The sequence below is a fragment of the Leifsonia stereocauli genome (genome assembly GCF_038432415.1).
Lineage (GTDB): Bacteria > Actinomycetota > Actinomycetes > Actinomycetales > Microbacteriaceae > Orlajensenia > Orlajensenia stereocauli.
Genome location: NZ_JBCAUN010000003.1, coordinates 225,514 through 251,206, shown reverse-complemented (window position 1 = coordinate 251,206; position 25,693 = coordinate 225,514). Strand labels below are relative to the sequence as shown.

General features: G+C 69.9%; 26 protein-coding genes. 14 read left to right on the top strand and 12 right to left on the bottom strand.

Going from position 1 to position 25,693, the window contains the following annotated elements; genetic code table 11:
- Position 1: 1 nt before the first annotated feature.
- The 3 genes from AADV74_RS15260 to AADV74_RS15250 are packed head-to-tail and all read right to left on the bottom strand — an operon-like array spanning position 2 to position 2,430.
- A complete protein-coding gene (locus tag AADV74_RS15260; protein WP_342115637.1) occupies positions 2 to 1,021 on the bottom strand; it encodes an NADPH:quinone oxidoreductase family protein in 1,020 nt (339 codons plus the stop codon).
- Complete coding sequence (locus AADV74_RS15255; protein ID WP_342115635.1) at positions 1,014 to 1,622, bottom strand: TetR/AcrR family transcriptional regulator; 609 nt, start codon at positions 1,620 to 1,622, stop codon at positions 1,014 to 1,016. Before AADV74_RS15255 ends, AADV74_RS15260 begins: the two co-directional genes overlap by 8 nt.
- A 49-nt stretch (positions 1,623 to 1,671) precedes the next feature.
- Entirely contained in the window at positions 1,672 to 2,430 is a 759-nt protein-coding gene (locus AADV74_RS15250; protein ID WP_342115632.1) for an SDR family oxidoreductase, read from the bottom strand.
- Between the two features lie 258 nt (positions 2,431 to 2,688).
- Here AADV74_RS15250 and msrB point away from each other — a divergent pair, with 258 nt between their 5' ends.
- From msrB to AADV74_RS15230, 4 genes are all read left to right on the top strand, one after another.
- The gene (gene msrB, locus AADV74_RS15245; RefSeq protein WP_342115630.1) at positions 2,689 to 3,162 is read left to right on the top strand and encodes a peptide-methionine (R)-S-oxide reductase MsrB; all 474 of its coding nucleotides are present in this window, start codon (positions 2,689 to 2,691) and stop codon (positions 3,160 to 3,162) included.
- Positions 3,159 to 3,689 carry a peptide-methionine (S)-S-oxide reductase MsrA gene (msrA, locus tag AADV74_RS15240; RefSeq protein WP_135119140.1) on the top strand — a complete coding sequence of 177 codons (531 nt, stop codon included), beginning with the start codon at positions 3,159 to 3,161 and terminating at the stop codon, positions 3,687 to 3,689. The genes msrB and msrA overlap by 4 nt, the downstream gene beginning before the upstream one ends.
- A gap of 126 nt (positions 3,690 to 3,815) precedes the next feature.
- Positions 3,816 to 4,382: a hypothetical protein gene (locus tag AADV74_RS15235; RefSeq protein ID WP_342115627.1), complete on the top strand. Its 567-nt coding sequence runs from the start codon at positions 3,816 to 3,818 to the stop codon at positions 4,380 to 4,382.
- A gap of 35 nt (positions 4,383 to 4,417) precedes the next feature.
- Positions 4,418 to 7,474, top strand: a complete 3,057-nt coding sequence (locus AADV74_RS15230) for an ATP-binding cassette domain-containing protein (protein WP_342115625.1) — start codon at positions 4,418 to 4,420, stop codon at positions 7,472 to 7,474.
- Here the strand turns inward: AADV74_RS15230 and metH are convergent.
- On the bottom strand, positions 7,362 to 11,078 hold the full coding sequence (gene metH / locus AADV74_RS15225) for a methionine synthase (protein WP_342116385.1): 3,717 nt from the start codon (positions 11,076 to 11,078) through the stop codon (positions 7,362 to 7,364). The two genes, AADV74_RS15230 and metH, sit on opposite strands and share 113 nt — an antisense overlap.
- 159 nt (positions 11,079 to 11,237) lie before the next feature.
- On the opposite strand from metH, the gene AADV74_RS15220 reads away from it, so the two are divergent.
- The 3 genes from AADV74_RS15220 to AADV74_RS15210 all read left to right on the top strand — a co-directional run bounded on the left by AADV74_RS15220 (position 11,238) and on the right by AADV74_RS15210 (position 14,122).
- Positions 11,238 to 12,590, top strand: coding sequence for a GNAT family N-acetyltransferase (locus AADV74_RS15220; RefSeq protein ID WP_342115623.1), 1,353 nt, complete (start codon positions 11,238 to 11,240; stop codon positions 12,588 to 12,590).
- 88 nt (positions 12,591 to 12,678) lie between these two features.
- Complete coding sequence (locus AADV74_RS15215) at positions 12,679 to 13,506, top strand: nuclease-related domain-containing protein (RefSeq protein WP_342115620.1); 828 nt, start codon at positions 12,679 to 12,681, stop codon at positions 13,504 to 13,506.
- Between the two features lie 211 nt (positions 13,507 to 13,717).
- The gene (locus AADV74_RS15210) at positions 13,718 to 14,122 is read left to right on the top strand and encodes a PNPOx family protein (RefSeq protein WP_342115618.1); all 405 of its coding nucleotides are present in this window, start codon (positions 13,718 to 13,720) and stop codon (positions 14,120 to 14,122) included.
- Between the two features lie 3 nt (positions 14,123 to 14,125).
- Here AADV74_RS15210 and AADV74_RS15205 read toward each other — a convergent pair whose 3' ends face one another.
- Positions 14,126 to 15,532 carry a pyridoxal phosphate-dependent decarboxylase family protein gene (locus AADV74_RS15205; protein ID WP_342115616.1) on the bottom strand — a complete coding sequence of 469 codons (1,407 nt, stop codon included), beginning with the start codon at positions 15,530 to 15,532 and terminating at the stop codon, positions 14,126 to 14,128.
- Positions 15,533 to 15,705: 173 nt separating this feature from the next.
- On the opposite strand from AADV74_RS15205, the gene AADV74_RS15200 reads away from it, so the two are divergent.
- Positions 15,706 to 16,515 carry a hypothetical protein gene (locus tag AADV74_RS15200; RefSeq protein ID WP_342115615.1) on the top strand — a complete coding sequence of 270 codons (810 nt, stop codon included), beginning with the start codon at positions 15,706 to 15,708 and terminating at the stop codon, positions 16,513 to 16,515.
- Positions 16,516 to 16,522: 7 nt separating this feature from the next.
- Here AADV74_RS15200 and AADV74_RS15195 read toward each other — a convergent pair whose 3' ends face one another.
- The 3 genes from AADV74_RS15195 to AADV74_RS15185 form a co-directional block, all read right to left on the bottom strand.
- Positions 16,523 to 17,377: a 3-hydroxyacyl-CoA dehydrogenase gene (locus AADV74_RS15195; protein ID WP_342115612.1), complete on the bottom strand. Its 855-nt coding sequence runs from the start codon at positions 17,375 to 17,377 to the stop codon at positions 16,523 to 16,525.
- 17 nt (positions 17,378 to 17,394) lie between these two features.
- A complete protein-coding gene (locus tag AADV74_RS15190; protein WP_342115610.1) occupies positions 17,395 to 17,868 on the bottom strand; it encodes a MarR family winged helix-turn-helix transcriptional regulator in 474 nt (157 codons plus the stop codon).
- 123 nt (positions 17,869 to 17,991) lie between these two features.
- Entirely contained in the window at positions 17,992 to 18,357 is a 366-nt protein-coding gene (locus AADV74_RS15185; RefSeq protein ID WP_342115608.1) for a cupin domain-containing protein, read from the bottom strand.
- Positions 18,358 to 18,408: 51 nt separating this feature from the next.
- On the opposite strand from AADV74_RS15185, the gene AADV74_RS15180 reads away from it, so the two are divergent.
- A complete protein-coding gene (locus AADV74_RS15180; RefSeq protein ID WP_342115606.1) occupies positions 18,409 to 18,906 on the top strand; it encodes a pyridoxamine 5'-phosphate oxidase family protein in 498 nt (165 codons plus the stop codon).
- A gap of 72 nt (positions 18,907 to 18,978) precedes the next feature.
- Positions 18,979 to 19,491 (top strand): gluconokinase, encoded by a 513-nt coding sequence (locus AADV74_RS15175; protein WP_342115604.1) that lies wholly within the window; start codon positions 18,979 to 18,981, stop codon positions 19,489 to 19,491.
- Positions 19,492 to 19,522: 31 nt separating this feature from the next.
- Here the strand turns inward: AADV74_RS15175 and AADV74_RS15170 are convergent, their stop codons facing one another.
- The gene (locus tag AADV74_RS15170; RefSeq protein WP_342115602.1) at positions 19,523 to 20,362 is read right to left on the bottom strand and encodes a patatin-like phospholipase family protein; all 840 of its coding nucleotides are present in this window, start codon (positions 20,360 to 20,362) and stop codon (positions 19,523 to 19,525) included.
- A gap of 123 nt (positions 20,363 to 20,485) precedes the next feature.
- Between AADV74_RS15170 and AADV74_RS15165 the strand changes: the two genes are divergently transcribed.
- The 3 genes from AADV74_RS15165 to AADV74_RS15155 all read left to right on the top strand — a co-directional run bounded on the left by AADV74_RS15165 (position 20,486) and on the right by AADV74_RS15155 (position 23,037).
- Positions 20,486 to 21,343 carry an endonuclease/exonuclease/phosphatase family protein gene (locus tag AADV74_RS15165; protein ID WP_342115600.1) on the top strand — a complete coding sequence of 286 codons (858 nt, stop codon included), beginning with the start codon at positions 20,486 to 20,488 and terminating at the stop codon, positions 21,341 to 21,343.
- 574 nt (positions 21,344 to 21,917) lie between these two features.
- Positions 21,918 to 22,172, top strand: a complete 255-nt coding sequence (locus AADV74_RS15160; RefSeq protein ID WP_342115598.1) for a hypothetical protein — start codon at positions 21,918 to 21,920, stop codon at positions 22,170 to 22,172.
- Between the two features lie 133 nt (positions 22,173 to 22,305).
- Positions 22,306 to 23,037: a GNAT family N-acetyltransferase gene (locus AADV74_RS15155; protein WP_342115596.1), complete on the top strand. Its 732-nt coding sequence runs from the start codon at positions 22,306 to 22,308 to the stop codon at positions 23,035 to 23,037.
- Between the two features lie 31 nt (positions 23,038 to 23,068).
- Here the strand turns inward: AADV74_RS15155 and AADV74_RS15150 are convergent, their stop codons facing one another.
- The gene (locus AADV74_RS15150) at positions 23,069 to 23,611 is read right to left on the bottom strand and encodes a metallophosphoesterase family protein (protein ID WP_342115594.1); all 543 of its coding nucleotides are present in this window, start codon (positions 23,609 to 23,611) and stop codon (positions 23,069 to 23,071) included.
- A 28-nt stretch (positions 23,612 to 23,639) separates the two neighbouring features.
- Positions 23,640 to 24,092: an SRPBCC family protein gene (locus AADV74_RS15145; protein ID WP_342115592.1), complete on the bottom strand. Its 453-nt coding sequence runs from the start codon at positions 24,090 to 24,092 to the stop codon at positions 23,640 to 23,642.
- Positions 24,093 to 24,282: 190 nt separating this feature from the next.
- On the opposite strand from AADV74_RS15145, the gene AADV74_RS15140 reads away from it, so the two are divergent.
- Positions 24,283 to 24,870, top strand: coding sequence for a dihydrofolate reductase family protein (locus tag AADV74_RS15140; protein WP_342115590.1), 588 nt, complete (start codon positions 24,283 to 24,285; stop codon positions 24,868 to 24,870).
- A gap of 4 nt (positions 24,871 to 24,874) precedes the next feature.
- Here AADV74_RS15140 and AADV74_RS15135 read toward each other — a convergent pair whose 3' ends face one another.
- Positions 24,875 to 25,660 carry an SDR family NAD(P)-dependent oxidoreductase gene (locus AADV74_RS15135; RefSeq protein WP_342115588.1) on the bottom strand — a complete coding sequence of 262 codons (786 nt, stop codon included), beginning with the start codon at positions 25,658 to 25,660 and terminating at the stop codon, positions 24,875 to 24,877.
- Between the last annotated feature and the right edge of the window lie 33 nt (positions 25,661 to 25,693).

The window sequence follows — 25,693 nt, the reverse complement described above, 5'->3', positions numbered from 1 at the left end:
CTCAGGCCACCCTCACAACGAGCCGCCCGACGGTCGCACCGCCGGCCAGCTCCTGGATGGCGACCGGGGCGTCCTCGAACTCGACCACTCCCCCGACCAGCGGCGAGATCGCTCCGGCATCCGCCAGACGCACCAGCTCGGCGTGAGCCTCGGCCACGAGAGACGGGTTCTTCGTCGGATAGAGACCCCAGTGCAGTCCGAGCACGCCGTAGTTCTTCACGAGGGCGTGGTTCGCCCGCACGGTCGGCACGGTTCCGCCGGCGAAGCCGATCACCACGATGCGGCCCTCGAACGCTATGCACTTGGTCGAGCGCTCGAAGCTCTCGCCGCCCACGGGATCGAAGACGACGTCTGCCCCGCGGCCCTCGGTCGCCTCGTTGACGAGGGCGGCGAAGTCCTGCTCTCCGCGCACGATCACGAGCTCGGCACCGGCCTCGCGCACCACGTCGGCCTTGGCCGCGCTGCCGACGACGCCGATGACCCTGGCGCCGGCCGCGACGGCGAGCTGCACGGCCGCGCTTCCGACTCCACCGGCCGCAGCGTGCACGAGCACGGTCTCACCGGCCTGGAGTTGCGCCCGACGATGCAGCGCGAACCACGCCGTCTGGTAGGCGATCATGAGCCCGGCCGCCTGCACGTCGTCGAGGCCGTGCGGAGTCGGATGGACGTCGGAGGCCGCGAGCACGGCGTACTCAGCCAGCACACCGATCTTCGTGGCGACGACCCTGTCACCAACGCCAGGGGCGCCGGAGCTGCCGGTGCGTACAGCATCCGTCGCCGGGCCGATCGCGACGATCTCGCCACTCAGCTCGATGCCCGGCGTGAACGGGAGCTCGGGACGCACCTGGTACTCGCCGCGGGCGAGCAGCACGTCGGGGAAGTTGACCGCGACGGCGCGCACCCTCACGAGCACTTCGCCGGGGCCCGGCGTCGGCACCGGAACGTCGTGCAGCTCGAGAACTTCCGACGGTTCGCCGTTGCGGGTCACCAGCCAGGCGCGCATGGAGGTCGACTCAGGCATCCGTCGCCCCCGCAGTGTCTGTCGACTTCGCCGCGATGCTCGTCAGGAACAGGTCGGTGATCTGCTCGGCCAGCAGGGTCTTGCCCTCGGGGCCCTCGGGCGAGTACCACTGCGAGAGGTAGTGCAGGTCGCTGAAGAAGTGGGCGATGAGCACGGGGCGCGGAACGTCGGTGCGGTAGAGGCCCTCGCGCTGGCCGGCCTCGATGAGAGCGCTGAACTCGTCGTTGTAGTCGCGGCGCCGACGGGTGACCTCCTGTTGGCGCGGCTGCGAGAGCATGTGCTGGCTGCGGAAGAACACCGTGCCCTCGGGCAGGAAGTCGATGGAGGTCTCGATCACGTCGATGCACACGGCGCGCAGCACGGCGTCGACCGCTCCGCCCCGCGCCACGATCTCGTCGAGGTGCGACTTCTGCAGCGACAGCATCCGCTCGTAGATGGCGAAGAGCAGGTCGTCCTTCGACTGGAAGTAGTGGTACATCGCGCCCTTGGTGACGCCGGCGGCCTCCACGATCTGCTGCACGCTGGTGTTCGCATAGCCCTGGGCGGCGAACAGCTCGACGGCGGCCCTGGTCACGTCGTCGACGACACTGGTTTCTCTCATGCCTTCATCCTTGCTGCTTCCGGGTCGTGCGACGGTGTGCTGCGGCCGGTCATCCGACGGGGCGGATGCTGCCGCCGCCGTCGATCACGATCGTCTGGCCCGTGATCCACGCCGCGTCCTCGGACAGCAGGAATGCGACGGGTCCGGCCACGTCGTCCGGCACCCCGAGGCGCCTGAGCGGATATTCGGCGGCCACCTCCTCCTCGCGACCTTCGTAGAGGGCGCGGGCGAAGGCCGTCTTGATCACGGCGGGAGCGACGGCATTGACGCGGATGCCTGGAGCCAACTCATGCGCCAACTGCAGCGTCAGGTTCACCAGCGCCGCCTTCGAGACGCCGTAGAACGCTATGCCCGGCGCGGCCGACAATGCAGAGATCGACGACAGGTTCACGATCGACGTGGTGAGGCCGGCGCCCACTGCATCGCGGGTCCATTCGAGGGCGGCGACGACGTTCACCTCGAGGATCTTGCGCACGATCGACGCCTCGATCTCGAGCGCGGGACCGTAGGCGGGGTTGATCCCCGCGTTGTTCACGAGGTGGTCGAGACGGCCGTGGTGCTCGGCGATGTGCGCGAAGACAGCGGCGCGGTGCTCGGGGTCGTCGGCCTTGCCGGCGACGGCGGTGGCTGCTTCGGCCGCGGCCCCGTCGATCGCGTCCAGCTCGGCGAGCGCCGCGTCGAGCGACTCCTGCTTGCGGCCGGTGATGACCACCTGCGCGCCCTCGCCGACCAGCCGCTTCGCAATGGCGAGGCCGATGCCCCTGCTGCCGCCGGTGATCAGCGCCACCCTGCCGTCGAACCTCTGCATGTGCTCCCCTTCGAGTACGCTGCCGCCTGGCATCCGTTCGCTCCCATGCTACAGACCGACCGGACGGTTTGCTTGCCCTGAGCGTAGCATCCGCGTCGACAAGACATCTCCGGCCACCAGCCCCCCCCCCCACAACTCACAGCGCGCTCACAGCCCCGGCGGAACAGCGGGCCCGCGGCATCCGTTCTCCTAGGTGGCACCGAAATACAGGTGTCACCCCGGCGCCGCAGCCAGCGTCGCCAGCAGAAGGAGGAGCACGTGTCACAGGACTACCGCAAGACTCCCGAGGCGCTCGCCCGCCTCACCCCGAACCAGTACAAGGTCACGCAGAACGAGGGCACGGAGCCCGCCTTCCGCAACGAGTACTGGAACAACCACGAGGCAGGCCTCTACGTCGACGTCGTCTCGGGGCAGCCGCTGTTCACCTCGGTCGACAAGTACGACTCGCGATCGGGCTGGCCCAGCTTCACCAAGCCCATCAGCCCCGACGTCGTCACCGAGCACACCGACCGCACGCTCTTCATGAAGCGCGTCGAGGTGCGCTCATCCGGAGCCGACAGCCACCTCGGTCACGTCTTCGATGACGGGCCCGCGGATGCCGGAGGCCTGCGCTACTGCATGAACTCGGCGTCGCTGCGCTTCATCCCGCTCGCCGAGCTCGAGGAGCAGGGCTACGGTGAACTCCGGGCGCTGTTCGAGCCGGCCGCATCCACCACGAAGGAGAACTCATGACCACCACACCCGCCACCACCGAGACCGCCGTCCTCGCGGGCGGATGCTTCTGGGGCATGGAGGACCTGATCCGCCGTCGCCCCGGAGTGATCAGCACGCGCGTCGGCTACACGGGCGGCGACGTTCCGAACGCCACCTACCGCAATCACGGCACCCACGCCGAGGCCATCGAGATCGTCTTCGACCCGACCGTCACCTCGTACCGGGACCAGCTGGAGTTCTTCTTCCAGATCCACGACCCCACCACCCGCAACCGCCAGGGCAACGACATCGGCACCAGCTACCGTTCGGCGATCTTCCCGCTGAGCGATGAGCAGGCCGCCGTCGCCGAGGACACCATCGCCGACGTCGACGCCTCGGGTCTGTGGCCGGCCAAGGTTGTCACCGAGGTCACACCGGCCGGCCCGTTCTGGGAGGCAGAGCCCGAGCACCAGGACTACCTGGAGCGGTACCCCAACGGATACACCTGCCACTTCGTGCGTCCGGGATGGGTGCTGCCGAAGCGCAACGCCGAGCAGAACGCGTAGCGAGAACACGGTCCGACCGACTGAACACCGAACGCCCCGCTCGATCCCCTCGGATCGGACGGGGCGTTCGTCGTCGACCACCGGCAATCCGCCGTCACACACCCACCGGCCCCCTACGCTGAGACCATGACGACCCGCCTCGCCACTCGTGCCACGCTCGCCGCCGTCGCCGGATTCGCCCTGCTCGCGCTCAGCGCCTGCAGCAGCGCCGGCTCGGCCTCCACAGTCTCAACAGCCCCCGAGTCGAGCGCCTCGAGCTCCACGGCGGCCGCGGAACCGATCGGCGACTGCACCGGCGTCGCGGTCATCGTCGATGCCGGCAACCTCGAGGCCGAGGCCGACCCGTCGACCACGGCCTGCATCGAGACGGATGCCCCGATCGCGGCATCCGAGGCCCTGAAGCAGGCGGATGTGGCGACAGAGGGCACCGACGAGTACGCCGACCAGGTCGTCTGCCGCGTGAACGGCGTGCCGGCCGAGGACGAGGCGATCACCTCGCCCGACGGCACCGACTACTTCGAGAAGTGCGCCAGCATGCCCGCCGCCTTCGCGTACTGGTCGCTCTGGGTGAAGCCGGCCGACGGCGAATGGGCCTACGCCCAGGAGGGCCTCGGCACGCTGCAGCTCGCCCCGGGCGACTCCGTGGAACTGCTCTTCACCCTGAACGACGAGCCCGCCGCGCCGGCCGCCTGACACCTGCCCGCCGGGCGTGCGAGAGTGAGGCCCTGATGCTCCGCTTCCGTTCGGCCCCGCTGAAGGCCGCGGCGTTCCTCGCCGTCGGCTTCATCGCGCTGCGCCTGGCATATCGTGCGCTCTTCAACGGACTCGGCGGTTCGGGCCTCGTGCTCGTCGACCTGCCGGCATTGCGCCTGCCGCCGCCGTTCGCCCACGTCGCCCTCTTCGGCCCCATCACGACCGGCGGCATCCAGGTCGCCATCGAGAGCGCCCTCCCGATCGCCGCCGTCATCCTGGCCTTCGGCGTGCTCAACGCCTTCGTCGACGTCTCGCGCCTCTTCGCCCGGGGAGCACGGCGCGGTCCCTTCCGCAGCATCGCCCGCGCCCTGGTGATCGCGTGGGCGACATATCCGGGGCTGACGGATGCCGTCACCTCGGTGCGCCGCGCCCGCCGCCTGCGTGCCGAGCGAGGCCTGGCGTCGCTGCTGGTGCCCATCTTCGAGCGCACCATCGAACGCGCCGTCGCCGTGGCAGCGACCATGGAGGTGCGCGGCTTCGCGGCGACGAGTCCGGTGGACGGCGGCTGCGATCGCCCCGTGGTCCTGCGCGACCTCTCCATCCGATTCGACGGGCGACGGATGCTGCACGCCAGCGACCTGTCTCTCTCCACCGGGACGCTCACAGTCATCGCCGGGGCGACGGGCTCGGGGAAGTCGTCGCTGCTGAACGCGTGCAGCGGCCTTCTCAGCCATGTCGACGGCGGCGAGGTGAACGGGCTCATCGAGATCGGCGGAGTCGACAGGCTCGCGGTTCCGCCACGAGACACGGCCCGCTTCGTCGGGGTCGTGCTGCAGCAGCCGCGGCTCGGGTTCGCCAGCGAGAGCGTCGCCGACGAGATCGGCTTCGCGCTCGACGTGCGCGGCGTCGCGCCCGTCATCGTGGCGGCGCGGGTGCGCGAGGTGGCGGAGCGCCTCGGCATCGCCGACCTCGTCGGGCGTGACATCCGGGCACTCTCGGCCGGTGAGGCGACCCTCGTGTCCATAGCCGCCGCCGTCATCCAGCAGCCCACGCTGCTCCTCGTCGACGAGCCTCTCGCCGATCTCGACAGCGATGCCCGAGAGCGCATCGCGGAGCTTCTCGGGGCGCTCGCGCACGAGGCCGGCGTCTGCGTCGTCGTGGCGGAGCACCGCGTGGGCGAGCTGGCGCACGTGGCCGATGAGGTGCTGTCGATCGAGGACGGCGAGCTGCGGCGCGCCAGTTCCTCCGCCGCGCCATCGAAATCGCAGCAGCGCGGCGCAGAAACAGCAGCGTCGACGCCGACGCCGACGGGTGCGGCTGCGGCCGCACCTCTGACGGCGACTGCCGCCGGCGCCACGATCGCGCGCATCACTGCTGTCTCCGTCAGTCACGCCGCGCTCCCCGCGGTGATCGACGCATCGTTCTCGCTCGCGGCCGGCGAGATCGTGGCGATCACCGGTCCGAACGGCGCGGGCAAGTCGTCGCTGCTCGGGACGCTGGCCCTGCCCGCGACACCCGGGACCGTCGTCATCGACGGGGCCGACGTGGTCGGGCTCCCCGCACGACTCCGCCGGATGTCGGTCGCACTCGTACCCGACGCCTCGGACGACCTGCTGTTCTCGACCACGGTCGCCGAGGAATGCCGCCGCGCCGACCGCTCGGCCGACGTGGAGCGCGGCACGACGCAGCGGTCGTTCGAGGCGCTGCTGGGCTCGGCGCCGGGCGACCTGTCCCTGCGGCACCCGCGCGACCTGTCCACCGGGGAGCGCCGATTGCTCGCCATCGCGATCCAGCTGGCCGCGGCCCCGCGGGTGCTGCTCGTCGACGAGCCGACGCGCGGGCTCGATGGGCTCGCGAGGGCGCAGGTGGCCCGGGCTCTGCGGACTGCTGCGGCGAGCGGATGCTCCGTCGTCATCGCCAGCCACGACAGGGCGTTCGCGGCCGAGGTCGCCGATCGTGCGCTCGAGATGCGCGCGGGGCGGTTGGGGGACGCTTCGACCGCGGACTCCGTCCGGGCCTCAGCGAACGACGATCTCCAGCTCGCTGAGGTCCCGCAGGGCCGCGACCGAAGCGCATCCAGCACGGCGCAACCCAACGACGCTTCGACCGTGGACTCCGTCCGCGCCTCAGCGAACGACGATCCCCCGCTCGCTGAGGTCCGGCGGAGCCGCGACCGAAGCGCATCCAGCACGAGCGGACATACAGCGCGCACCACCCGCTGGCAGCCCTTCATCCTCGTAGCCGGATCGCTCCTCGCCGCCGCAGCGTTCGCCTGGCCGTTGCTCGTGCCAGCACTCCCAGCCCAGGCCCAGGCCGCAGCGCCCTTCGCCGCCATCGCCCTGCTGCCGTTCGTGATCGTGGCCGTCGCACTCTCCCTCGACGGCGCCGTGCGCTCAGCCAAGACCCTCGCGCTGCTCGGCACTCTCACCGCCATCGGCGCCGCCGTGCGCATCGCGAGCACCGGAGTCGGCGGCGTCGAGGCCCTCTTCGTGCTGCTCATCCTCGCCGGCCGGGTCTTCGGCGCCCGCTTCGGCTTCCTGCTCGGCATCCTCACCATCGCGCTGTCATCCACGATGTGGGGCGGCTTCGGCCCGTGGACGCCGTTCCAGATGTTCGCCTGCGGCTGGGTGGGTGCCGGCGCCGGACTCCTTCCCCGATTCCGGATGCCGCACCACGGCCGCGCGCTCGAGATCACAGCCCTCGCCGTCTACGGAGCTCTCGCGTCCTACGCCTTCGGCCTGATCATGAACCTGTGGTTCTGGCCCTTCGCCGTGGGAACCGCCTCGGATATCGCGTACGTGCCCGGAGCATCCGTCGCCCAGAACGCGAGCTCGTTCCTGCTCTACTCCCTGGTGACGTCGACCCTCACCTGGGACACCCTGCGCGCCGTCACGAGCGTCGTCGGCATCGTGGTGGCGGGCCCGGCCATCCTCGCGGCGCTGCGCCGGGCGAAGGTCGGGCCCAGCCGCAGCATCGGCACTACACGGAGAAGTACTTCGCCTCGGGGTGGTGGAACACGAACGCGTCGGTCGACTGCTCCGGATGCAGCTGCAGTTCCTCCGACAGCTCCACTCCCATCCGCTCGGGCTTGAGCAGCTCGACCACCTTGCGGCGGTCCTCCATGTCGGGGCAGGCCGGGTAACCGAGCGAGAAGCGCGCGCCGCGGTACTCGAGCTTGAACAGGCCGGCGACATCGGTCGGGTCCTCGGCGGAGAATCCCAGCTCGGAGCGGATGCGGCCGTGCCAGAACTCCGCCAGTGACTCGGTGAGCTGCATCACGAGGCCGTTCAGCTCCATGTAGTCGCGGTACTTGTTCTCGGCGAAGAGCTTGGCCGTCACCTGGTCGATGTGCGCGCCGGCAGTGACGAGCTGCACGGGCATCACGTCGACGAGCCCCGACGAGCGCGGCTTCACGAAGTCGGCCAGGCACAGGTGCCTGTCGCGACGCTGCCGCGGGAAGTGGAAGCGCAGGCGGTCGGAGCCGAGAGAGCCTGGGCCCACGCGCCCAGAGGCTCCGGGCAGCGCGCCAGCGATGTCTGGAGAGGGAGTGGGGATCGACCCGCCGTCAGGCGCCAGCAGCCCGGGCGCCCCGAGCACGCCCGTCGGATCGTCGCCGTGGTTGAGCACGACGATGTCGTCGCCCTCGCTCACGACAGGGAAGTAGCCATAGGCGACGGATGCGTCGAGCATGCCCTCCGCCAGGATGCGATCGAGCCAGTAACGCAGCCGCGGGCGTCCCTCGGTCTGCACGAGCTCCTCGTAGCCGGCGGCGCCATCGCCGCGTCCGGGCTTCAGGCCCCACTGGCCCATGAAGGTGGCGCGTTCGTCGAGGAACGCGGAGTAGTCGGCGAGCGCGATGCCGCGCACGATGCGCGTGCCCCAGAACGGCGGAACAGGCACGGCGGCGTCCGTCGACACGTCAGACCGGGTCGGCATGTTCTCGGGCTCGGTGAGGGTGAGGAGGCTCCCCTCGCGATGGATGCGCTTCTTCAGCGCGGGCAGGCCGACGGATGCCGGATCCGCCCCGCGCGCGATGGCCACGAGCGGCTCCATGAGCGCCAGCCCCTCGAAGGCGTCGCGGGCGTAGCGGACCGTGCCGTCGAACAGGCCCGCGAGGTCGTCCTCGACGTACGCGCGGGTGAGGGCGGCGCCGCCGAGCAGCACCGGCCAGCGCCCGGCGAGCCCGCGGGAGTTGAGCTCGAGCAGGTTCTCCTTCATCACCACCGTCGACTTCACGAGCAGCCCGCTCATGCCGATCACGTCGGCGTCGTGCTCCTCCGCCGCCTTGATGATGTCGGCGATCGGCTGCTTGATGCCGAGGTTGATCACCTCGTAGCCGTTGTTGGTGAGGATGATGTCGACGAGATTCTTGCCGATGTCGTGCACGTCGCCGCGCACGGTTCCGAGCACGATGCGGCCCTTGCCGGCATCCGTCGTCTTCTCCATGTGGGGTTCGAGCAGGGCGACGGCGGCCTTCATCACCTCGGCCGACTGCAGCACGAAGGGGAGCTGCATCTCGCCGGATCCGAACCTCTCGCCCACCACCTTCATGCCCTCGAGCAGGTGGTCGTTGACGATGCCGAGCGCGCTCATGCCGTCGGCGCGCGCCAGGTCGAGGTCGCCCTCGAGGCCCTTCGCGTCGCCGTCGATGATGCGGCGTTCGAGGCGCTCCCCCACGGGCAGCGCGGCGAGCTCGTGGGCGCGCTGGTCACGGAGGGCAGCGGTGTCGACGCCCGCGAAGAGGTCGAGCATCTTCTCGAGCGGGTCGTAGATCAGGGTGCCGTCGGCGTCGTACTCCCGGCGGTCCCACACGAGGTCGAGGGCGACCTTGCGGCGGTCATCGGGCACCGATGCGAGCGGCACGATCTTGGCGGCGTCGATGATGCCCGAGCTGAGTCCGGCCTCGACGGCCTCGTGCAGGAACACCGAATTGAGCACCGAGCGCGCGGCTGGATTGAGGCCGAACGACACGTTCGAGACGCCGAGGGTGGTGTGGATGCCGGGATACTTGGCCGTGATGCGCCGGATCGCTTCGATGGTCTCGATGCCGTCGCGGCGGGTCTCCTCCTGGCCCGTGGCGATGGGGAAGGTGAGCGCATCGACGATGATGTCCTCCACCCGCATCCCCCACTCGCCCGTGAGGGTGTCGACGAGACGGGAGGCGATCCGCACCTTGTCATCGGCGGTGCGGGCCTGGCCCTCCTCGTCGATGGTCAGAGCCACGACGGCTGCGCCGTGCTCTGCGACCAGCGGCATGATGCGGCCGAAGCGCGAGGCGGGGCCGTCGCCGTCCTCGAAGTTCACCGAGTTCACCGTCGGGCGCCCGCCGATGAGCTCCATGCCGGCCTGCAGTACGGGCGGCTCGGTGGAGTCGACGACGAGGGGCAGCGTCGAGGCGCTCGCGAGGCGCGAGACCACCTCGCGGATGTCGGCGACGCCGTCGCGCCCCACGTAGTCGACGCAGACGTCGAGCAGGTGCGCTCCGACACGGATCTGGTTGCGCGCGATCTCCACGCAGTCGTCCCAGCGCTCGTCGAGCATCGCCTCGCGGAAGGCCTTCGATCCGTTGGCGTTGGTGCGCTCGCCGATCGCGAGGTAGGAGGCGTCCTGGTCGAAGGAGACGTGCTGGTAGAGGCTGGCCACGCCGGCCTCCTCCTCGATGACGCGCGTCGCCGGCACCACGGCGGTCGCGCCGGTGCCACCGGCGCCAGTACTCGTGCCGTGCAGCCGCTCGACCACGGCGCGCATGTGCGCCGGCGTCGTGCCGCAGCATCCGCCGATCAGAGACAGCCCGAACTCGCGCACGAACTGCTCGTGCGCTGTCGCGAGCTCCGCAGGCGTCAGCGGATAGCTGGCGCCGTGGGTTCCGAGCACCGGCAGGCCGGCGTTCGGCATGCACACGACGGGCACCGTCGAATGCTTCGACAGGTGACGCAGGTGCTCGCTCATCTCGGCGGGGCCGGTGGCGCAGTTGAGGCCGATGGCGTCGACGCCGAGCGGCTCGAGCGCTGTGAGCGCTGCGCCGATCTCGCTGCCCATGAGCATGGTTCCCGTGGTCTCGACAGTGACCTCGACGAAGATGGGCAGACGGATGCCGCTCTCGACGATGGCCTGCTTGCAGCCGTTCACCGCCGACTTCGTCTGCAGCAGGTCCTGCGAGGTCTCGATGAGGAAGGCATCCGCCCCTCCGTCGATGAGGCCGTGCGCCTGAAGTGCGAAGGTCTGCTTGAGGTGGTCGTAGGTGGTGTGGCCGAGGCTGGGCAGCTTGGTGCCCGGACCCATGGAGCCGAGCACCCAGCGCAGGCGTCCGTCGTCTCCCTCGGCAGCCTCCACCCTCTCGCGCGCGATACGGGCGCCCTCGCGGGCGAGCTCCCGGATGCGGTCGTCGATGCCGTAGTCGGAGAGGTTCGACCAGTTGGCGCCGAAGGTGTTCGTCTCGACGGCATCGATGCCGGTCGCGAGGTAGGCGTCGTGGATGGCCGCGATCATGTCGGGCCGGCTCACGTTGAGGATCTCGTTGCAGCCCTCGAGCTGCTGGTAGTCGTCGAGCGTCGGGTCGAACTCCTGCAGCTGGGTGCCCATCGCCCCGTCGGCGATGACGACCCTGGTGCGCAGGGCCTCGAGCAGCGCCTCGGATCGCGCCGGGCGCGCGACGGCATCGATGTCCAGGGCGAAGCGGGGTGCTGGTGGTGCCACTGGTGCTGACTCTGCGGTGGTTCCGGGCGCGTTCACGGGGCGAGTCTATCCGCGGGCGGGTGACGCATCGTGGTCCTCTCCGCTCGGTGAGGCCCGGACGCAGTCCACGGCCGAAGCGCCCGACCGAGACGGCGGCCGAAAGCGCCCTAGGCTCGAATCATGACAGCCGACGCCCGCCTCCTTCCCGTCGACTCCGAGTCCACAGCCGCCCTCGCCGCTTCCGGCCTGCGCTACGGCCTGGTCGACACCACGGATCGAGCGGCCTTCGCCGCCTGGGACCAGGCCGATTCGCGCGGCTTCCACGAGAGCCGACTGAGCGAAGCGACCATCGACGCGAACTTCGCCAACCTGGCCTACCGCCGTACAACCGGCGTCTGGGACGACACGATCCCGGATGCCGCCGTGCCCGTCGCGACGGTCAGCACCTGGGTCGCCGAGCTCACCGTTCCCGGCCCCGCCATCGTGCCCGCCTGGGCCGTGAGCTCGGTGACCGTCGCCGCCACCCATCGCCGCCGCGGCATCGCCCGCGCACTCATGGAGGGTGAGCTGCGCACTGCGGCCGCCGCCGGTGTGCCTCTCGCCATCCTCACGGCGAGCGAGGCCACGATCTACAGCCGCTACGGATATGCACCGGCCACCTCCGTCGCGACCCTCGAGGTCGACCGCCGCCGTGTGGCGTGGGTCGGGCCGACTCCGACCGGTCGGGTGCACTTCGTCCAGGCGGCATCGGCTCGATCCATCGTCGAGGAGATCTCGGCCAGGGCGGTGAGCCGCACTCCCGGCGAGATCGACCGATGGGGCGGCCGCTTCGACCAGCATTTCGGCCTCATCGCACCGGACAGCGATCGCGGACGGTCGATCCGCACCGCGCGCTACGACGACGCCGAAGGCACCCCGCAGGGCGTCGTCGCGTTCCGACTGATCGAGCACGAGCCCGACATCGTGCGCCTCGAGGTCGAGCACTTTACGGCCGCGACCGACGACGCCTACGCCGGCCTCTGGAAGTTCCTGGTCGAGCACGACCTCGTGACCAGCATCCGTGCCCGGCACAGGTCGATCGACGAGCCTCTGCCGCTCCTGCTCGCCGATCGCCGAGCCGTGCGCTGGAGCGAGGTCGAGGACTTCCTCTGGGTGCGGGTGCTCGATCCCATCGCGACCCTCGAGAGTCGCCGCTACGGAGCCGCCGGTCGCCTCGACCTCGAGGTCAGCGATGCGCTGGGCTTCGCCTCCGGACGCTTCAGGCTCGACGTCGCGGCTGACGGGACTGCCTCGGTGACGCGAGCGCCGTCGGTTCCGGATGCCGCTCGAGATGCCGGCACCGACGCCGCGGCCGCCGACCCGGCCACGCTCACCCTCACGGTCAACCAGCTCGGCGCCGTCTTCCTGGGCGGCATCCGCCCCACGGTGCTCGCGGCAGCCGGCCTGATCGCGGCCGACAGCCCCGAGACGCTGGCGCTGGCCGACCGCCTCTTCGCCGCCGAGCGCACCCCGCACCTCAGCATCGTCTTCTAGGAGTCGGCCCAGCCGCCCGCGAACGGGGACTTCTCGCGAGCCCGCTCGCATCCGTAACGTCGAGTGCCTGACCCTCTGAAAGGCTCCGATGACGGCTCTCTCCCCCGAGGTCGGTCCTGCACGTAACGCAGCGGCCTCCCTCCGCACCCGGGCTGCGGGCGCATCCGTCATCACCCGGTGCCTGGCCGAGCAGTCCCAGGTCCCCGATCGCGGCCGGATGGCCCGGATGTTGGGGCGCAGCCCGCTCTCGGATGAGTCGCGCAGCTGGTACCTCGGAGCCCTCGGCGAGCTGGCGGTGGCGGCACGCCTGAAGCAGCTCGGACCCGACTGGACCGTGCTGCACTCCGTGCCCGTCGGCCACGGGGAGAGCGACATCGACCACGTCGTCATCGGCCCGTCAGGCGTCTACACGATCAACACCAAGCATCACGACGACGCCCGCGTGTGGGTGGGCGCCCGCAAGCTGCTCGTGAACGGTCAGCCGACGGACTACCTGCGCAACTCCCGCCACGAGGCTGAGCGCGCCACCCGCCTGCTGAGTGCCGCCGCCGGAACCGACATCGTGGTGCGCCCGGTCATCGCCGTCGTCGGCGCCAAGTCCATCACCGTCAAGCAGCAGCCGAGCGACGTCATGGTCCTCGCGGACACCCAGCTCGTTCGATGGCTCCGACGACGGCGGCGCACGCCGGCGCTCGCGACGACGCCGGTCGTCACTGCTGCGGAGCATCCGTCGACCTGGCACTCGAACGCGGCCGAGGCCCTCGCCGAAGCGAACCTCGAGCAGTTCTCCTCGCTGCAACAGGAGGTGCGCACCGCCCGCGACGTGCGCGCGATCTGGGTGGGCGGTGCCGTGGTCGCCGTCAGTGCCGTCGCCGTGACGCAGCTGATGCCGACGCTCGCGCTGATGTTCGGCTGACTCCGGCCGCCGATCGCGCTGCCACCTGACACGCTCCTGCGCCGCGCCATCTCCCCGCCGCCGCACTGCCGCGCTTCACGTATGCAGGACCACAGCCACCATGGGTGCTCCACAGCACTCAGACTCGGTCTCATCCTGCAAACTCACCCACCGACGCCCGACGCCCGACGCCCTCTCGACGTACACGCCGGCGGAATGCGAGGCTGGCTCCATGGCGACGGGGCGGGTGAAGCGCGGATTCCTCTGGGTGCTGAAGAACACCCTCAACAGGCTCACCCTGCGCCTCGCCCGCTGGGGTCACGGTCCGTTCTCACTCGTGCGCCACGTCGGTCGTTCGAGTGGGCGCACCTTCGAGACCCCGCTCATCCTCGCGCGCGTGCCCGCAGGCTTCGTCGCCGAACTCACCTACGGTGACGGCGTCAACTGGTACCGCAACATCATGGCCGCCGGCTCCTGCGTCATCGTCGCCGGAGGGCGCGAGTACAGCATCGTCGCGATCGAGCCCTATGCGACGGATGCCGGCCTGCAGGCGTTCGGCGGCCCACGCGCGGCGATCCTCCGGCTGCTGCACCGCGAGGAGTTCCGTCTCCTCCGGGTCGGATCGCCGGCCGACTAGAGGTCACATCGTGTCGAGGATGCCCACCAGCTGCTCGAACGTCGTCAGCGGGTTGATGATCGCGAAGCGCGCGTTCGGGCGACCCGCGTGCGACGACGGCGTCACGAAGGCGTGCTGCGACTCGAGCAGGCGCGCCGACCAGGCGTCGTAGTCGGCCTTGGCCCATCCGTCGCGCTCGAAGACCACGACCGAGAGCTGCGGGTCGCGCACCAGCGACAGCCCCGGGCGCCTCTCGATCTCGGCGGCGATGTCGAGCGCCAGCTGGATGGAGTGCGTCACGGCATCGCGGTAGGCCTGTCCGCCGTATGTCGCGAGCGAGAACCACAGTGGGAGTCCGCGCGCGCGGCGGGTGAGGTGGGCGGCGTAGTCTGACGGGCTCCAGTCGCTGGTCTCGGTGAGGGTGTCGAGGTACTCGGCGTGCTGCGTGTGCGCGCGCCTGCCCGACTCCGGGTCGCGATAGATGAGCGCGCAGGCGTCGAACGGGGCGAACAGCCACTTGTGCGGGTCGACGATCACCGAGTCGGCGCGCTCGACCCCGGCGAAGCGGTGTCGGGCGAGCGGCGACAGCATGGCCGCGAGGCCGTAGGCGCCGTCGACGTGCAGCCAGAACTCGAACTCGTCCTTCAGGGCCGCGATCGAGGCGATGTCGTCGACGACGCCGAAGTTCGTCGATCCACCCGTGGCCACGACGGCGAGGACGGATGCCCCGTGCTCGACGAGAGCACCCCGCACGGCCTCGCCCGTGAGCATGCCGTCGGAGCGCGGCGCGACCGGCACGACCTCGACGTCCATCACGCGGGCGGCCGAGGCGATCGACGAGTGCGCCTCGGCGCTGCACACGATCACCCAGCGGCGCGGCTGCTCCTCGCGGCGCTCCGTCACGCGCAGGCGGGCGCGCTCGCGGGCGGCGACGAGGGCCGACAGGTTGCCGAGGGTTCCGCCCTGAACGAAGACACCGCCCGAGGTCGGGGGCAGGCCGAACTCGCGGGCGAGCCAGCCGAGGGCCTCGTTCTCGGCGAAGACGGCGCCTGCCCCCTCGAGCCAGGATCCGCCGTAGAGGGCACTCGCCGACACGACGAGGTCGAACGAGATCGCGGCCTTCGTCGGAGCCGACGGGATGAAGGAGAGGTACTGCGGGTGATCCGTGGTGATGCAGGCCGGAGCGAGCACGTGCTCGAACAGCGCCAGCGCGCGGGTGGCTCCGATACCTTTCTCGTCGATCGAGCGACCGGCGAGTCGCTCGAGTTCAGCGGCGCTCAGCGGCTTGTCGAGCGGGGTGTCCGAGCTCAGGATGCGCCGCCGCGAGTACTCGAGAACGACGTCGACGATGTCGCTGGTCTCTTTGGAGACCTCATGCATGCGGGTGGTCTGGGTTCCGGCTGCTGGTGTCGTTCCGCGTGCTGCGTTCATGGGTACATCTTTCCGTTCAGCCGCCGTCTCCGGGAGTACAGCTGGGCTCAGACCAGTGAAACGGATGCGGCGCGCAGTGTTGCTGACTGGAGCGGAGGCTTCGCGCGCATCGAGGTGCCGCGGTGCAGGAAATCGCCGCCGTGAGTGTCGGACCCTCGGGCTAGCGTGAAGTCATGACCGAGTCAGCACTCGCAGCCGGCACGACCTCAGCCGGAGTCCCGTTCGTCGCCCGACCGGCGGAATCGGCATCCGCCCCCGTGATCGTCGCCTGGCACCTGCTCGATCCGCCGCGCACCCCGGCAGCCTTCGCGGCGGCCATCCCTCTCACCGGCCTCGACGCCACTGTCCTCTACCTGGGCCTCCCCCTCAGCGGTGAGCGCATGCCCGAGGGCGGCTTCGAGGAGATCATGCGTCGCGCCGGGGAAGACGCGGTGATGCAGTTGTTCGCGCCGATCCTCGAGGGCGCGATCGCCGAGTTCCCCGCTGCGTTCGCCGAATTGAGCGAGCGGTTCGACGTGGCACCCGATGCCGCCCTCGGCCTCCTCGGCGGATCGGCGGGCTCGGCCGTCGCCGCCGGCTTGCTCGCCGGCGGCAGCTCGGGCGCCTTGGCAGCGGTCTTCGTGAGCCCCATGCTGCAGCTCGCTCCCAACATCGACGCGATGGCCGACTTCCTGGGCGGCGACGCCTACTCGTGGCATCCGGAGTCCAGGCGCGTCGCCGCCGACATGGACTTCGTCGCCCGCGCCGAGGAGATCACGGCGACGGATGCCGCTGTTCGCGTCATCGTCGGCCTCGACGACGAGCCCGCCTTCGTAGGTCCCGCGCGCCTGTTCGCCGTCGCCACCGGAGCCGACCTGCAGCTCATGGAGGGCGTCGCGCACGCGCTGGCCGAGGAGCCCGGCCTCGAGCCGGCTCCGCAGACCGATGCTGCCGCGAGCTACGACGCCCTCGCCGTGGAGTGGTTCAGCGAGCACCTCCGCTGAGCGGCACCTACCTGTACGAGTAGAACCCCTCGCCCGTCGACGTGCCGAGCTTGCCCTGGTCGATGTAGTTCTCCTTGAGGTACGCGGCGAAGGCCTGCTGCTTCTCACCGCCGTGCGAGGAGATGTTGTAGGCCGTCGTGAGTCCCACGATGTCGTAGATCTGGAACGGGCCGAGGGGGGCGCCGGTTCCGATGCGCCAGGTCTTGTCGATCGTCTCGGGGTCGGCGTAGCCGCCCACCACGAGCTCTCCGGCAGCGTCGAGGAACGGAACGAGCAGGGAGTTCAGCAGGTAGCCCGCCTTCTCCTTCCTGATCTCGATCGGCACCATGCCGATGGCCGAGGCGAAGTCGACGACGGTCTGGAACACGGCGGGGTCGGTCGCCGGAGTTCCCATGATCTCGGCGGTGTTCTGCACCCACACGTGGTTCGCGAAGTGCAGCGCCAGGAAGCGATCGGGGCGTCCGGTGAAGCCCGACAGGTCGCTGGGCAGGAGCGTCGATGAGTTCGTCGCGAAGATCGTGTGCTCCGGGGCGAGGGCGGCGAGCTTCGTGTAGGTGTCGCGCTTGAGGGCGAGGTTCTCGGGGATCGCCTCGATCACGAGGTCGGCATCCGTCACGGCATCGGCGAGATCAGCCGAGAGACGGATGCGACCGAGCGCGGCATCGGCCGTGCCGTCCGCTGCTCCGGCGACCTCTCGCTTGTACGTCTCGGCGAGGCCGGCGAATCGCACCTGGGCCTGCTCGAGCACGTCGTTGCTGATGTCGTACGCGACCACCTCGAATCCGGAGAACGCGGTCTGGTACGCGATCTGCGACCCGAGCACGCCGGTTCCGAGCACTGTGATCTTGGTTGGTTCTGACATGACTTCCTTCTTGCTGCTTACTTCTCTGAGTTCTCTTGTGGAGTCTGTGAGGCGGATGCGGCATCCGCGGGCCGCGCAGCGTTGAACCGCGCGAGCGACTCGGCGAAGGCGGCCACCTCGTCGTCGGTCCAGTCGTCCAGCTGCGCGTCGACGACGTTCTGCAGGATGCCGAGGCTCTCGCGGTAGGCGTCCCAGCCGGCTTCGGTGAGCTCGAGCGGGCGGCCGCGCCCCGCGGCATCCGTCGCTTCGCGAACGACACCGAGCTTCACGAGGTTGGTCAGCTGGCGCGAGACCGTGGAGCGGTTCAACAGGAACTCGCTCGCGATGTCGGTCGAGCGGCTGCCCGGGTTGTCGACGATGAACGCGACGATCGACTGGTCGGTGAGGGAGAGCCGGATGCCGGCAGTCCGGGCGTCCGCGACGCCGCGACGGGAGATCCGGATGAGGGCGCGTAGCACGCTGGCTGCGTGTTCGTCGCGTTGACGTGCCATGGGGGCGCCTCGCCTTCTGTTGCTTAGTGCAACAGTACGCCCACAGGTTGCATCATGCAACAATGCAGAGACGCCGGGCCGCGCGAGGCAGGGGGCGTCAGGCGTCGGCTGTCAGTCCTCGGCTCAGAGCTCCTGCAGGGGTGCCGTGCGCTCCCCGCCGACATCGCCGGTGTTCACGGTTCCCTGCAGCTCGACCATGACGATGGATGCCTCGTCGGCGGCGAACGGGCAGTGCTCGACACCGCGCGGCACGACGTAGATGTCGCCGGGGCCGAGCCGCACGTCGCCATCGCGCAGCTGGATCGTCAGCTCGCCGGCATGCACGAGGAACAGCTCGTCGGTGTCGGGGTGGGCGTGCCAGACGAACTCGCCCGCGACCTTCGCGATCTTCACGTCGTAGTCGTTCACGCTGGTCAGACGCCGTGGCTGCCAGTGCTCGGTGATCGTGCCGAAGGCCGCCGAGAGGTTCCGCACCTGGTCCTGGTTCATGACTCAACGCTAGACGTCTGCCATGTCGCACGTCGGGCGTAGCGTCGAGGCATGAGCCCTGAGACCAGCAGCACTGAGACCAGCAGCACTGAGACCAGCAGCACCGGAGCCGCTGCACCCGCCCTCTTCGACCAGGCGAATCCGGCGCACGTGAAGGCGCTCCAGAAACTCGACTCCGAGATCATCGCGTGGATCACGACTGTGCGCTCCGACGGCGCTCCCCGCAGCGTTCCGGTCTGGTTCCTCTGGCACGAGGGAACCGTGCTGGTCATGAGCGAGCCGACCACGGCCAAGGTGCACGCGATCCGGCGCGGCTCCCCCGTGCAACTGCATCTCGAGACCGGACCCTTCGGCTCCGACGTCGTCATCCTCAGTGGCAGCGCTGAGGTCTCCGAAACGGATGCCGCAGGCTGGCTTCCCCGCATCCGCGATGCCTACAGCGCCAAGTACGCCGAGGCGATGGGGGATTACGGCATGGACATCGAGCCGATCATGGCGCAGTTCAGCTCGGTGATCGTGTTCACTCCGGAGAGGCTCAGCGCCTGGTGAGGCGTGCCGACCGGTCAGCGCTCCGCTCGCCCTGTAGCGTCGGCATCTGAGATCTCATCCCCAGGAGGACCGATGCCCGCCGAGACCACAGTCATCGTGATGGGCGTCTCCGGGGCGGGCAAGTCCGCCGTCGGCTCGGCGCTGGCCGTGCGCCTGGGGCGGCCGTTCGTCGACGCCGACGACCTGCACCCCCAGACCAATGTCGCCAAGATGGCGCAGGGGCATCCGCTCGACGACGACGACCGCTGGCCGTGGCTCGATGCCGTCGGAGCCGCCGCCATCGCCGCTCCCGGCACCGTCATCGCATGCTCCGCCCTGCGGCGGAGTTATCGGGAACGGCTGCTGGTCGCGGCCCCTGACGCCCTCTTCGTCGAACTCGACGTGCCCCGGGCAGAGCTCGAGCGTCGGGTGCGTGTGCGGTCGCACGAGTTCATGCCGTCATCGCTGCTCGACTCGCAGCTGGCGACGCTCGAGTCGCTCGGGGCCGATGAGCCTGGCTTCGCGGTGGCCGTCGATCCGGCCGAGAGTCTCGATGACCTGATCGCACGCATCGAGGCCGAGCTCGGCCGACGCCCGACGGCCTGACAGCCCAGAGGGCGCTGCGCCACTGCACGCTCTACGCCGTCCCCCAGAACGCCGCGGCCTCGGCAGCGACCCTCTCGGCCTGCAGGTGACCGGCGACGGCCGAGGCCTCGCGAGCCGCGGGATCGAGGGAGTTGCGACCCAGGGCGCGCTTCGCCTCGCGGTCGGGCGGGAGCACCAGGCTCTGCACACCGGAGCCGAGCGCCTTCAGCTGGGCCCGCACCGAGGTGCCCGCACCGATGCCGCTCGTGAGGGGTGCGATCACGACGACGCTGTCGCATCCCGCAGCCAACTGCACGTTGGCCGAGTACGGCAGCCCGCCGTCGATGTAGTACCTGCCGTCGATCTCGACGGGCGGCCAGACCAGCGGCACCGCGCAGCTGGCTCCCACGGCGTCGATCAAAGGCACGCCGTCTGCGGCGGTGAAGACGCGCAGTTCGCCCGTCAGCACGTCGTTCGCGGCGATGCGCAGGTCGCGATCGGGCCACTCGTGAACGGGAACCCGTTCGGCGATGATGGCGCGGCGCGCCTGGGCATCGGCGGGGTCAGTGCGCTCCAGGGTCGCCTGGCCGAGGCTGCGGATGGCCTTCGGGCGATCTCGGGCGAAGGCGAGACCGCCCACCAGTCGCAGGATGTTCGCCGCCGAGAGCTTCGCCGCGCGCTCACCGACAGTGCCGCGTCGCTGCGCCTCGAACAGGCTCTCCAGCGCGGTTCCGCTAGCGAGTTGCGCGGCCACCGTCGATCCGGCCGAGGTGCCGATCAGCCGGTCGGCCGTGCGCAACCGCACGCCGGCCTGCTCGAGGCCGAACAGCAGTCCGGTCTCCCACGCGATGCCGGTGACTCCTCCGCCGCCGAGAACCAGTGCAGAACCCATACGAGCCTCCCACCCGGTGAGCGGGTCACGCGACGCCGCTCGCGTCATCCTCGCCCACGGTAGCGGGGCGCCGAGCCGCGACACGCTCCCGGTGCCGACACTCGGTGCACCTACGCTGAACGAATGACGGATGCAGCCTCGACAGCCCCGATGATCGGCCCCGTCTCCGCACCTGACCTGCACGTCATGACCTACAACATCCGCCGCCGCATCGCGCACGTCATGCGCACGCACCCCGACCGCTGGGCCACTCGCAAGCCGCTGCTGCGGCGCATTCTCGAGTCCGAGCAGCCGACCATCCTCGGCGTGCAGGAGGCGCTGGCGGACCAGGCGGCGTTCGTCGCCGAGAGCCTCGGGCCGGACTTCGGCGGCGTCGGCCGCGGCCGCAACGCCAACGGACGCGGCGAGCGCAGCATCATCTTCTTCGACCGGCGCCGGCTGCGCCTCACCGCCACGAACCAGCTCGCGCTCTCCGACACCCCCGACAAGCCCGGGTCGCGCAGCTGGGGCAACAGCGTGCCGCGGGTCGTCGTCTCGGCGGAGTTCGACGACCTCGCCACCGGCGGACGCGTGATCGCCTTCACGACCCACTTCGACCACAAGTCCCCCAGGGCGCGCTGGCGCTCGGCGCAGATGATCGTGAAGCTCGTGGCCGAGGCTCAGGCGGCGAATCCAGATGCCGTCGTCGTCGTCACCGGCGACGTCAACGCCGACGTGAACTCCGCCGTCTACAGGCACCTGACCGAGGACGGCGTGCTACGCGACAGCTGGCACGCGGCCGAGCACAGGCTCACGCCGCAGTGGGGAACGTTCTCGAACTACCTGCCGCTCAAGGCCGGCGGCAAGCGCATCGACCTGATCCTCGTGGGAACGAACGTCGAGGTCGAGCGCACGGGCATCAACGTGGTGCGGTTCGACGGTGCTGCTGCATCCGACCATGATCCGGTGCAGGCCGTCGTGCGGGCGATCCACGCGCGCTGACGCCCTTCGCTCGGCGAAGGAAGCGACGAAGTCGCCCTCGCGGTGCATCGACCTGAACGACAGATAACCGCCAGGTAACGATCGCGGACTCCGGGCACGCCCCTATTGCGGCCCGTCGCGGAACCCCGCTAGGTTCATCTCTTGGTGCTGCTCGATCCCGGCAGGCCCAGCCCCCGACAGGAAGGAGAAGACCCCATGTTCTTTACAACTCAGATGACGCCGATCGCTCCGATCACGCCGTTCACCTCTGCGGCCTCCTTCCCTCGGATCGCCGGCTGACCCCTGGCCGTACGACGCTTCCGAGCGTCGCGCCCCGCTACCCCTCAGGTGGCACCGATGGCTGAGCCATCGCCGACGGCCGCCCCGTCCTCCCGCTGATCGACTCCGGTCGATGTCGGATCCGACAGGCGACCGCCCGCCCTCCGCAGTGCGCGTCCGCGCCTGCGTCCTCTCCATCAGCGACCCCATCGCCGACGCGCCGTGCTGCCGTTTTCCCGAACGACGGATGCCGCCGGCGACGCACGCTGCCCCTGAAACACCCATCACCATCACCATCACCACACGAAGGAACACCATGAACACGCAACTCCTCACCGCTCGAGATACGCAATCGCGGGCGCAGCAGTACTCGACGACCGGCCTCGATCGCCTCGCACGACGTGCGGGCCTGGCCCTCGTTCGCTGGAGCTCGCGCTCGAGCACACGGAATGCCCAGAGCCTGCAGCTGTCCCACGACGGCGTTCAGGCTCGACGCGAGGCTGACGCCCTGCGCGTGGACAGCACCCGCGACACCCAGTTGCTGGTGCTGCTCTCCCGCGGCCAGTTCTGATGACCGGCCACATGCCCCGACGGGCATGCACTCCTCCTCCGCCCGTGCGGAGGGTCGGAGAGCATGCCCTCGGGGCGCTCCTCTCCCCACCTGGCGACGCTGCGCGGCGGCAGCGTCGATAGACTCTCGACCTATGTCTGCCGCATCCGAGACCACCACGACAGCGCCCGACGAAGCGGTGCTCGATCACCCCGTGTTCGCGGCCCTCACGGGGCATCAGGCCCATCTCGCGATCCGCTCGGGCAGCGCCGTCGCGTTCGACCGCGAGATCTCGCCGTTCGTCGGCTCGGCACTGCCAGGAGCAGACGCCTACGCCGATCTCGCCACACTGCTCGGCCCGGCCGGCACCGGCGCCGTCGCGGGAACGCCGCTCCCGATGCCCTCCGACTGGACCGAGACCTTCCGCATCGAGGGCTTCCAGATGATCGGGCGCGAGCTGGCCGAACGGCTGCGTGCGGCATCCGTCACCGTCGATCCCGAGATCGTCACGCTCACCCCGGCCGACTCCGCGGCCATGCTCGACCTCGCGACGCGTACGCGCCCGGGTCCCTTCGGCCCCCGCACGGGCGAGCTCGGACGCTACCTCGGCATCCGCGACGGCGACGCCCTCGTGGCGATGGCCGGCGAGCGGATGCATCCGCCGGGCTTCACCGAGATCAGCGCCGTCTGCACCGACGACGCCTACCGAGGTCGCGGCTACGCCGGACGCCTCGTCGAGGCCGTCGCCGCCGGCATCGTCGCCCGCGGCGAGGTGCCGATCCTGCACGTCGCCGGCGACAACCTCGGTGCCGTGCGGCTCTACGAGAAGCTGGGCTTCAGCATTCGCCGCACCATCACCTTCGTGGGTGTGCAGGCGCCGCTGTAGCGAGCGTGCGCTGATCCACCGGGCGAGCCGCTCAGCGCGCGACCGGCACCAGCTCCACGGCGCGCAGCGTGCCGGCATCGGCCACGGCCGTCATCATCGTGCACACGGGCTGACGACGGCGATCGGTCGGGGACCCCGGATTCAACAGCCTGACGCCGCCGGGCGTCGTCGAGTCCCACGGGATGTGGCTGTGCCCGAAGACGAGAACGTCGAGCGCGTCGGGCCCGGCGCCGCCGACACCGCCCGCGTCCCCGCCGCCGTACGTGGCATCCATCCGAGCCTCCCGGCCGGTGGCCGCACCGGTCTCGTGCACGACGCCGAAGCTGAGCCCGTCGATCTCGGCGCGTGCGACCTCGGGCAGGCGCATCCGCAGCTCTGCCCCGTCGTTGTTGCCGTAGACGCCGATGAACCGTGCCGCCCGCCCCTCGATGGCATCGAGGGTGGCGACGTCGACCCAGTCACCGGCGTGGATCACCACGTCGGCGGTGTCGATCGCCCGCCACACGGCATCCGGCAGGCGCCGAGCCCGCGTGGGCAGGTGCGTGTCGGAGATGAGCAGCATCCGGGTCGCCATGAGTCCATCATGGCGACCCGGTCGCTGACTACGCGACGTCGCCGCGCCAGGCTCCTTCGGCCGCGCCCTGCTTCTCGATGAGATCCTTGAAGTTCTCGAGGTCCTTCTTCACGGCGCGCGAGTCGAAGCCGAGAGCGGATCCGACTTTCTCGGCAGCGCCGGTGGGCTCCCAGTCGAGCTGCACGGTCACGCGGCTCGTGGTGTCGCTGAGACGGTGGAACGTCACCACGCCGGCGTGGTCCACGTCGCCGTTGATGCTGTTCCACGCGATGCGCTCATCGGGGTGCTGCTCGGTGATCTCGGTGTCGAACTCGCGGGTCTGGCCGGCGATGGTGACGGTCCAGTGCGTGTGGGTGTCGTCGGTCTGAGTGATCGAGTCGACGTAGTGCAGGAATTGGGGGAACGACTCGAACTGCGTCCACTGGTTGTACGAGGTCGTGACGGGAACGTCGACGTCGATCGTTTCGATTACCTGAGCCATGATGTGCGTATCTCTTCCGTAGGTGTTGCCTGAAGTCGGTGCGCTCGGCACCGGATGCCTCTGCTCACGACGCTACGGGCGCAGCGTCTCGCTCTTTAGGGCTTGACTTCCCAGCCACCCGGTGCCGCTCCGGCGCTCGGGTGCTCTGGGCGCTCTGGTGCTCGCACCGCCGGAGGACGAGACTCGACCCATGCGCAGAATCTCGGTGACGAACAACATCTCGCTCGACGGCGTCATGCAGGCGCCGATGTCGCCGGAGGAGGACTCCCGCGGCGGCTTCACCCTCGGCGGCTGGGCCCTCGGCGGCGGTGCGGACCCCGAGCTCGGCGCCGAGATGGGCAAGGGCATGGCCCGCACCGGTGCGATGCTCTTCGGCCACCGCACCTACGATCACATGGCGGCGTTCTGGCCTCACCAGACCGACCCCAACCCGTTCACCGAGCACCTGAACCGCACCGAGAAGATCGTCGTCTCCCGCGACCCGTCGCTCGAGTTCAGCTGGCAGAACTCAACGCTGCTCGCCGGCGAGGCCGTGGATACGGTCGCGGAGCTCAAGGCGACCGAGGGCGGCGACCTCTCCATCCTCGGCAGCGGGGAGCTCGTGCGAGCACTGGCATCCGCCGGGCTGATCGACGAGTACGTGCTGATCATCCACCCGGTGCTGCTCGGCAGTGGGCAGCGCATGTTCGAGGGTGTGCAGCAGAACCTCACCCTTCTCAGCAGCATGACCACCGCGACGGGCATCACGCTGGCGAGGTACGCGCCTTCCGGTCGCTGAACCCCTACGGCAGGATCGACCCCGCCGAGATGTTGATGGCGGAGCCCGTGATCGCCGCCGCGCGGTCCGATGCGGCGAAGGCCACGACGTTGCCGACGTCGGCAAGAGTCGCCGCCCGCCCGAGCATCGTCGGCTCGGTCAGCATGGCCATGATCTCCTCGCGCCCGGGCATCTCGGCGGGCAGGGTCTCGGCGATGCCGCCGGTCTGGATCATCACGCTCCGGATGCCGCTGCGACCCAGCTCCGCCGCGAACTGCTTCTGCAGCGCATCCACGGCATGCAGTGCAACCTGGAAGCCGCCGATGCTGTAATCCCTCACCGGATCCCCGACGCCACCGAAGAACAGCAGCACCCCCGATCCCTGCGTCACCATCTGCCGCGCCGCCGCACGCCCGGTCAGGAACGCCGTGCGCACTCCCCCGTGGATCGGCTGCTCGAAGTCGGCCAGCGTCATCTCGACGAGGGGCGTGCCCTGAACGTCGCCGATGGCGATCAGGTTGATCGAGATGTCGATGCTGCCGGATGCCTCAACCACCGCGGCCGCATGGGCGTCGACCTGTGCCTCGTCGAGCGCATCGACGACAGCGACCTCGGCTCGCCCGCCGGTCTCGCGGATCTCGGCCGCAAGCCCCTGGAGAGACTCGAGAGTGCGCCCCGCAAGGTGCACGATGGCTCCCTCGCGCGCGAAGGCAGTGGCAACGGCGCGGCCGGTCGAGCCCCCGGCTCCGTAGACGATGGCGACCCTGTTCTCGAGCAGCATCCGATCCTCCTCGTTCTCTTCAACCGCCATGCTCACACCACGGTCACCACGTCGCAATCCCCG

Coding starts and splice junctions, on each gene's coding strand:
- AADV74_RS15260 (WP_342115637.1), bottom strand. CDS start 1,021: ATGCCTGAGTCGACCTCCATGCGCGCCTGGCTGGTGACCCGCAACGGC.
- AADV74_RS15255 (WP_342115635.1), bottom strand. CDS start 1,622: ATGAGAGAAACCAGTGTCGTCGACGACGTGACCAGGGCCGCCGTCGAG.
- AADV74_RS15250 (WP_342115632.1), bottom strand. CDS start 2,430: ATGCAGAGGTTCGACGGCAGGGTGGCGCTGATCACCGGCGGCAGCAGG.
- msrA (WP_135119140.1), top strand. CDS start 3,159: ATGACCACCACACCCGCCACCACCGAGACCGCCGTCCTCGCGGGCGGA.
- AADV74_RS15235 (WP_342115627.1), top strand. CDS start 3,816: ATGACGACCCGCCTCGCCACTCGTGCCACGCTCGCCGCCGTCGCCGGA.
- AADV74_RS15230 (WP_342115625.1), top strand. CDS start 4,418: ATGCTCCGCTTCCGTTCGGCCCCGCTGAAGGCCGCGGCGTTCCTCGCC.
- AADV74_RS15220 (WP_342115623.1), top strand. CDS start 11,238: ATGACAGCCGACGCCCGCCTCCTTCCCGTCGACTCCGAGTCCACAGCC.
- AADV74_RS15215 (WP_342115620.1), top strand. CDS start 12,679: ATGACGGCTCTCTCCCCCGAGGTCGGTCCTGCACGTAACGCAGCGGCC.
- AADV74_RS15210 (WP_342115618.1), top strand. CDS start 13,718: ATGGCGACGGGGCGGGTGAAGCGCGGATTCCTCTGGGTGCTGAAGAAC.
- AADV74_RS15205 (WP_342115616.1), bottom strand. CDS start 15,532: ATGAACGCAGCACGCGGAACGACACCAGCAGCCGGAACCCAGACCACC.
- AADV74_RS15200 (WP_342115615.1), top strand. CDS start 15,706: ATGACCGAGTCAGCACTCGCAGCCGGCACGACCTCAGCCGGAGTCCCG.
- AADV74_RS15195 (WP_342115612.1), bottom strand. CDS start 17,377: ATGTCAGAACCAACCAAGATCACAGTGCTCGGAACCGGCGTGCTCGGG.
- AADV74_RS15190 (WP_342115610.1), bottom strand. CDS start 17,868: ATGGCACGTCAACGCGACGAACACGCAGCCAGCGTGCTACGCGCCCTC.
- AADV74_RS15185 (WP_342115608.1), bottom strand. CDS start 18,357: ATGAACCAGGACCAGGTGCGGAACCTCTCGGCGGCCTTCGGCACGATC.
- AADV74_RS15180 (WP_342115606.1), top strand. CDS start 18,409: ATGAGCCCTGAGACCAGCAGCACTGAGACCAGCAGCACTGAGACCAGC.
- AADV74_RS15175 (WP_342115604.1), top strand. CDS start 18,979: ATGCCCGCCGAGACCACAGTCATCGTGATGGGCGTCTCCGGGGCGGGC.
- AADV74_RS15170 (WP_342115602.1), bottom strand. CDS start 20,362: ATGGGTTCTGCACTGGTTCTCGGCGGCGGAGGAGTCACCGGCATCGCG.
- AADV74_RS15165 (WP_342115600.1), top strand. CDS start 20,486: ATGACGGATGCAGCCTCGACAGCCCCGATGATCGGCCCCGTCTCCGCA.
- AADV74_RS15160 (WP_342115598.1), top strand. CDS start 21,918: ATGAACACGCAACTCCTCACCGCTCGAGATACGCAATCGCGGGCGCAG.
- AADV74_RS15155 (WP_342115596.1), top strand. CDS start 22,306: ATGTCTGCCGCATCCGAGACCACCACGACAGCGCCCGACGAAGCGGTG.
- AADV74_RS15150 (WP_342115594.1), bottom strand. CDS start 23,611: ATGGCGACCCGGATGCTGCTCATCTCCGACACGCACCTGCCCACGCGG.
- AADV74_RS15145 (WP_342115592.1), bottom strand. CDS start 24,092: ATGGCTCAGGTAATCGAAACGATCGACGTCGACGTTCCCGTCACGACC.
- AADV74_RS15140 (WP_342115590.1), top strand. CDS start 24,283: ATGCGCAGAATCTCGGTGACGAACAACATCTCGCTCGACGGCGTCATG.
- AADV74_RS15135 (WP_342115588.1), bottom strand. CDS start 25,660: ATGGCGGTTGAAGAGAACGAGGAGGATCGGATGCTGCTCGAGAACAGG.